Here is a 6,654-nt window from a genome sequence, read left to right as displayed (position 1 = left end):
GGACCCCCCCATCGCATCCTCCCGCCTGAGGGGGAAGGGGTTGTCCGCGAGCTGGATTCCGGCCCCGTGTCGGGGTACGGGGCATGCTTTCGCCGGAATGGAGGTTGGGGTTAGGGCTCAGGGCAAACGGGGTTGGACGTGCTGGCAATAACAAGACCGGAGGGGCGGGATGCTGGAGAGCTTCGTACTGCGGGAGGAGGACTGCGTCCGGGTGTGGGAGAAGGACCTGCGCGCGGTCACGACGGCGTTGTTCCAGAAGATGGGCGTGCCGTCGGATGACGCTGCGCTCGCGGCGGATGTGCTGGTGCTCGCGGACGTCCGGGGTGTGGACAGCCACGGTGTGTCGAACATGCTGCGCAACTACATCACCGGCTACCAGACGGGGCGGATCAAGCCGGAGCCGGAGTGGCGCGTGGTGCGCGACCGGCCGTCGACGGCCAACATCGACGCCGACGAGGGGCTTGGCATCATCATTGCGCCCAAGGCGATGGAGATAGCAATCGAAAAGGCGCGGAACACGGGCATGGGCGTCGTGACGATGGGGCGGTGCGGGCACGTGGGCATGGCGGCGTACCACGCGATGATGGCGCTGCCGCACGACATGGTGGGGGTGTGCATGTCGGCGGCGCCGCCGCAGGTGCTGCCGACGTTTGGCGCGGAGCCGCGGCTGGGGACGAACCCCATCGCGGTGGCGGTGCCTGCGTTGGACGAGCCGCCCTTCGTGCTGGACATCGCGACGAGCGTGGTTGCCGTCAACAAGTTCCGCATTGCGAAACGGCTGGGGGCGATCCTGCCGGGCGGGATGGTCGCGGACATGGAGGGTACGCCCATCATGGAGCCGGGCCCGGTGCCGGACGATTTCCTCTCGCTGCCGGCAGGCTCGCTGCGGGAGCTGGGGTCGCACAAGGGGTACGGGCTGGCGTGCGTGGTCGAGATCCTGAGCACGGTGATGGGCGGCTTCGGGTTCGCGGCGCGGAACACGCGCGCGGCGCCGGGGGGCTTTGCGCACTACGTCGCGGCGTACGACATCGACGCGTTCAGCGACGTGGGGGAGTTCAAGCAGACGATGGACGACTTCCTACGGACGCTCAAGTCGACGAAGCCGGCGCCGGGGCACGACCGGGTGCTGGCGCCGGGGCAGATCGAGGCGGAGAACACGGAGGAGCGGACGACGCGGGGCATCCCACTGCACAAGGAGGTTGTGGAATGGTTCCGCACCACCTGCGCGGAGCTCGACGTGCCGTGCGGCTTCTAGGGGCGGGCAGGCGCCGGTCGAGAGGCAATAGTTGATGGTGCTATAATGCGGCTGTATTGCCATCCGGCATCTGTCTGAACCCAATTCAGAGCGATGAGGACTGGAACGCCTATGCCGAGCGCGTCACATGGAAGGTGAAGAGCTCGTACATATAATCACCCGCGTAGTCCTGCAGTTGGCCGTCATATTGGCGGCTGCGAAAATAGCGGGCGAGATTTCTGAACGATACCTCCGCATTCCCCCGGTCCTTGGTGAACTCTCAGCGGGCATCATCATCGGCCCCTTTGCGCTCGGGGGCATCGGCCTCTTTGGGTTAGAGCCGCTGTTTGGCCCCGCAATCCACCCCATCAGCCAACACTCACACAACATTTCAACAGAGGTCTGGACTGTTGCGCAGGTCGCCTCCGTGGTGTTGCTCTTTGCGGTGGGGCTGGAGACGAACCTGAAACAATTCCTGAGATACGCCGGTCCGGCAAGCGCGGTGGCCATCGGCGGGGTAGTCGTGCCGTTCGCGTTGGGCGCGGGGGCAACGGTGTACTTCGGCTACGCGGACGACTTCCTGGACCCGAAGGCGCTGTTCATGGGCGCGATCATGACGGCCACGTCCGTCGGCATTACGGCGCGCGTGCTGCGGGACCTTGGGCGGATGGGGTCGCCGGAAGGTGTGACCATCATCGCGGCGGCGGTGGTGGACGACGTGCTCGGCATTCTTGTGCTGGCTGTCGTAGTGGCGATGTCGGAGACGGGCGCGGTGGAGGCCGGCGAACTCGGGCTGATCGCGGCCAAGGCGGTGGGCTTCTGGATCGTGCTGACGGGCGTGATGATCCTGCTTGCCGGGTGGATCTCGAAGGCGGTGGGATGGTTTCGGGATACGGGCGCGCCGTTGGCGCTGGCCCTGGGCATCGCGCTGCTTGGCGCGGGGCTGGCGGAGTCCTTTGGGCTCGCGATGATCATCGGTGCGTACTCCGTGGGCCTCGGGTTGGCGCACACGCCGCTGGCTCAGAGGATCGAACACGGCATGATGGGCGTCTACCACTTCCTGGTGCCCATCTTCTTTGTGGTCATGGGCATGCTTGTGGACCTGTCGGCGATCGGCGGCGTGCTCGGCTTCGGCCTTGTCCTCACGGCGCTTGCCATCGTGAGCAAGGTCTTCGGGGCCGGCGGGCCCGCGCTGACGGTGGGCTTCAACCGCCGCGGCGCATGGCGCGTGGGCCTCGGCATGCTGCCGCGCGGCGAGGTGGCGCTGATCATCGCGGGGATTGGCCTCTCCCGCAGTGTCATCGACATCGAGCTCTTCGGCGTCGCCATCCTGATGACCGTCGTGACGACGCTCATTGCACCGATCCTGCTGGTGCCGGCGTTCCGGAGCGGGCGATCGGGGCGCAAGAACCCGGTAGAAGACGAGGAGGAGGCGGAGGCTGGGTAGGGTGCAACTTGTTGGCGAGCCTCGCCTCGGCGAACGACGTTTCATTCGCGGCTCCAGGCGCAGCCGCCTAACCCGCGCGGAAGACGAGGGAAAGCCCCACCAGGTAGATGGCGACAATGAGTATCGTGCTGGGCTCCGTCAGGGAGAAGTACTTGAGGGTCCGGCGCATCCGCATTTGCAAGAGTCCGATCCCCATGAGCAACACCGCGAAGCCGCCCGCTATGACATGGCTTTCTTCGAGCGACCCGAAGAGTGAGCCCTCGACGTAGGCGAGGTCGGCGACGGCCAGGATGGCGATGTTGAAGGCGTTGCTGCCGTAGAGGCCGGCGATCGCCATCTCCGGCGCGCCGATGCGGATGGACGTGATGCCGACGGTGAGCTCCGGGAGCGTGGTGACGATGGCAACCGCGAGGACACCGATGAAGCTGGCGGAGATGCCGGTTTCGTCGGCGATGGCGTCGGCGCTGAAGGCGAGGGCCCATGCGGAGACGGCGACGAAGGCGGCGCTGATGAGGAAGACGCTCCAGCCCCAGCGCAGCGACTTGTCGGGGGCGTCCCCCTGCACCTCGGCGGCGGCGCCGCTCTTGCTGGCGACGTAGAGGACGCGGGAGCCGGCGAGGTAGATGACGATGATGGAGATGGCGGCTGGTGTGACGCCAAACCAGTTGGAGTCGGAGCCGATCAGGACGTAGGTGGCGGCGAGGGCTGTCAGGATGAAGGCCTCTATGGCGAGGTACTCCTGGCCCTTGGAGAGTCGGCGATAGATCTCGCGGCCGCCGAAGACGGCGGCGATGATGGCGAGGTTGCTGACGTTGAGCATGTTGGCGCCGAGGATGTTGCCGGCGGCGAGGCCCGGGTTGTCGATACGGACGGCGGTGACGTTGGTGACGAGCTCAGGCAGCGACGTGGCGCCGGCGATGAGGAGGGAGCCGACCCAGAGGTGTCCCAGCCCCGTGCGCTCGGCGATGACGTCGCCGGCGCGGGCGAGGGCGATGGCGGAGAATACGACGACGGCGGACGCGCCCAGGAACAGGGCGATCGCGCCGGGCAGGTTCAGATCCAATTCCATTCGGGGCTCACCTCACGCGAATTATATCGTTATGGCTCCCAATGATGGGGCGTATAAGGATGTACCACGACGCAAGGGAGACGACAAAGGCGGCGCGCGGGTTGCGAGAAGCCCCAGTTGCCCTGCAGCAAACCTCGCGCCGCTACTGGCTATCCAGCTAGTTCTCTTGTGTTGCTGACCTGGTCCGGACTCCACTGCCGGGCGGAATGGCCGTTGCTGTTCAGGAGCTGATGCAGCAAACGCATCTCGTCGCGGAGCAGGCGGGGGAGGAGGAAGTGCGTGCGGACGTGCTCCTTGCCGGCGGCGCCGAGAGCTTCACGTTCCGCATTGTGATTTATCAGAAAGTCCACTCGCTCCGCACATTCCTCTATGCTGTCCACCAAGTACCCGCCGACGCCGTCGGACACCTGGAGGCGGAGGCCGCCGACGTTGCCCGCGATGACCGGCGTGCCCTTCCACAGCGCCTCGGTTGCCGTGAGGCCGAACCCTTCCTTCAGCGACTTCTGCAGCACCACGGTGCTCATTTGCTGGAAGGGTCCAACCAGGTCGGTCAGGCCGAGGATGATGTGGACGTCCGGCGTGCCCTGCGCGGCCACGACAACCTTGTCGTACATCACGCGGCCCTCCGGGTCGTCGTCAGCGAAGTTGCCGAGCATGGCCAACTGCAGGTCCGGGTTGTCCGGCTTGAGGCGCCTGAAGCACTCGATGACGCCGAGGGGGTCCTTCCACGGGTCGAACCGGGAGACCTGCGTGATGAAGGGCCGCTGGGGGTCAATGCCGTAGCGGGCCACGATCGACAGCGCCTCGGATTCGGTCATCGGGGCGTTCTTGGGGACGAACGGGTCGATGGCCGGGGGCATGACGTCGATGAAGAGGCCGTTGAGGCCGGGACCGGCGAACTCGGGCAGGCTGAACACCGCGGCGTCGAAGTTGTGCACGAGGCCGCTGAGACGGGCCCACGAGTTCGGGTCGGGAGCCGACGTGTCGATGTGGCTGCGCCACACCCACTTTTCGGCCGCCTTGGGGGCGAACTCGCGGAGGGCGGCCGGCTGCGGGTCGTGGACGATGATGGCGTCATAGGTGGAGGTCAGGAACTCCGCGTTGTACTTGTTCCATGCGGCGTGCATGTCCCAATCGGCGCCGGTCAATCCGCATGCGCCGCCCTGCAGGCAGTTGTGCATCTGCTTGGTGACACTGAAGAAAGAGTCATCGCCGCGAAGGACGAGCCATGAGGCGTCGATGCCGAGGCCGTGATAGAGGGGCAGCATGGAGTGCAGGATCTCGGCGACGCCGCCGCCGTTGGCCGTGGCGTTTACATGGGCAATGTTCGCGCCCTTGAGCTGTCGCGCCAACCATTCCAACTCCTCGATCAGGGTGTGGTCGAGGAGCTCCGCATAGTGGAGCAGCGAGTGGGCGCCGGTCTCTTCTACGTTGTGCACTATCGACTGCCTTTCGGCTCGGCTACGTCCGAGCAATTTCAAATGGTGTCCCGTAGACCATGGGCTGCACAAAGGGGCACGGAGAACCGGGGAGCGACGCCGGGAACGAGGGGCGGGGGATATGCAGTTGGAGGGTGTTGTGGAAGCAACGCATCTAGTGGGCGCCTCTCTGCGCCTTCAATTGGCTTGTGCCGATCTGTTGTAGTGGCAGCAAGCGTTCCTCAGGAAGCAGGTTCCAGGTTGGCCAGGGACTCCTTAAGTCGTCCGACAACGCCCTCGTACTCGTCCTTGACGGCGGGGCTTATGAGCACGCTTGGGCGGGAGGTGTCGCGGTAGTCGGCGCGGAGCTCGACGTTGCCGAGGAAGGGGGCGCCGATGTCGTCGGCGAGGGACTGGCCGGCGCCGGAGCCGAAGATCTCGCCGGAGAAGTTCTCGACGACGCCGAGAACCGCCATGTTGAGCTTGCGCACCATGTTGATGGAGCGCTTGGCGTCCAGGGCGGCGAGCTCCTGGGGGCCGGTCACGACGACGAAGCCGTCCAGGGGGAGGGTCTGCATGATGGTGAGGGCGGCGTCCGAGGTGCCCGGCGGCATGTCTACGATCAGGTAGTCCATCTCACCCCAGTCCGTGTTTTCCATGAACTGGGTGAGGGTGTTGTGGATCATGGGGCCGCGGAAGATGATGGCCTCCTCCTGGTTCTCCTGGAAGAAGCCCATGGAGAGGACCTTGACGCCCCACTGGGTGGCGGGGGTGAACTCGCCGTTCCTGTAGTCGGGCTGGGACTGCACCTTCATGGCGTTGACGATGTTGGGGCAGTCTATGTCGGCGTCGAGGATGCCGACGCGCTCGCCCTGGGCGGCGAGGGTTGCGGCGATGTTGACGGAGACGGTGGTCTTGCCGACGCCTCCTTTGCCGCTGTAGACGGCGATCTTGTGGGCAATCTTGCCGAAACGGTCGTTGATCTTGCGGCGCTGCTGCCACTGCGCGCGGATGGCGTCAAGGCGCGCCTTCTCCTGGGGCGTAGGTTCTCTGGTTGCCATGCGTCTCCTGGCTTGCCGGTTGCGAACCTAGAAGCGGCCCGCCCTTCGATTTGCCTCAGGACGAACGGGGGGCCGCTCCGGGCTAGTCGATGCCGAGCAGCTTCTTGCCTTCCTCGGTGATGAGTTCCGGCGACCACGGGGGGTCGAAGACCATCTCGACCGAGACCTCGCCGACGCCGTCGATCTCGGCGATGCGCCACTCGGCGTTCTGGGCGATGGCGGGGCCCATGGAGCAGCCGGGGGCGGTGAGCGTCATGGTGACGCCGACGTTGTTCTCCGGGTCTATCTCTATGCCGTAGATGAGGCCAAGGTCGTAGACGTTGACGGGGATCTCCGGGTCGTAGACCTCACGGAGGGCCTCAATGACCATCTGCTGTGTTGCGCTTCGCATTGCTTCACTCCATTCTCTGCAGTCACAGTCATTC

6 protein-coding genes are annotated in these 6,654 nt (G+C 65.6%); 2 read left to right on the top strand and 4 right to left on the bottom strand.

What is annotated here, in order from left to right:
- Nucleotides 1-169: 169 nt before the first annotated feature.
- Together OXC99_05010 and OXC99_05005 are read left to right on the top strand one after the other, a co-directional pair.
- Nucleotides 170-1,255, top strand: a complete 1,086-nt coding sequence (locus tag OXC99_05010; protein MCY4624348.1) for an Ldh family oxidoreductase — start codon at nucleotides 170-172, stop codon at nucleotides 1,253-1,255.
- 127 nt (nucleotides 1,256-1,382) lie between these two features.
- Nucleotides 1,383-2,681, top strand: a complete 1,299-nt coding sequence (locus OXC99_05005; GenBank protein ID MCY4624347.1) for a cation:proton antiporter — start codon at nucleotides 1,383-1,385, stop codon at nucleotides 2,679-2,681.
- Between the two features lie 67 nt (nucleotides 2,682-2,748).
- Here OXC99_05005 and OXC99_05000 read toward each other — a convergent pair whose 3' ends face one another.
- The 4 genes from OXC99_05000 to OXC99_04985 all read right to left on the bottom strand — a co-directional run bounded on the left by OXC99_05000 (nucleotide 2,749) and on the right by OXC99_04985 (nucleotide 6,620).
- On the bottom strand, nucleotides 2,749-3,750 hold the full coding sequence (locus tag OXC99_05000; GenBank protein ID MCY4624346.1) for a hypothetical protein: 1,002 nt from the start codon (nucleotides 3,748-3,750) through the stop codon (nucleotides 2,749-2,751).
- Nucleotides 3,751-3,899: 149 nt separating this feature from the next.
- Complete coding sequence (locus tag OXC99_04995) at nucleotides 3,900-5,189, bottom strand: glycosyltransferase (protein MCY4624345.1); 1,290 nt, start codon at nucleotides 5,187-5,189, stop codon at nucleotides 3,900-3,902.
- Nucleotides 5,190-5,410: 221 nt separating this feature from the next.
- The gene (locus tag OXC99_04990) at nucleotides 5,411-6,229 is read right to left on the bottom strand and encodes an Mrp/NBP35 family ATP-binding protein (GenBank protein MCY4624344.1); all 819 of its coding nucleotides are present in this window, start codon (nucleotides 6,227-6,229) and stop codon (nucleotides 5,411-5,413) included.
- A gap of 82 nt (nucleotides 6,230-6,311) precedes the next feature.
- On the bottom strand, nucleotides 6,312-6,620 hold the full coding sequence (locus OXC99_04985; protein MCY4624343.1) for an iron-sulfur cluster assembly protein: 309 nt from the start codon (nucleotides 6,618-6,620) through the stop codon (nucleotides 6,312-6,314).
- Nucleotides 6,621-6,654 lie beyond the last annotated feature (34 nt).

Source organism: Chloroflexota bacterium, assembly GCA_026713825.1.
Classification (GTDB): Bacteria; Chloroflexota; Dehalococcoidia; order Lucifugimonadales; family UBA1127; genus UBA1127.
Note: the sequence above shows the minus strand (reverse complement) of the source record. Positions and strands in the feature narration are given on the sequence as shown.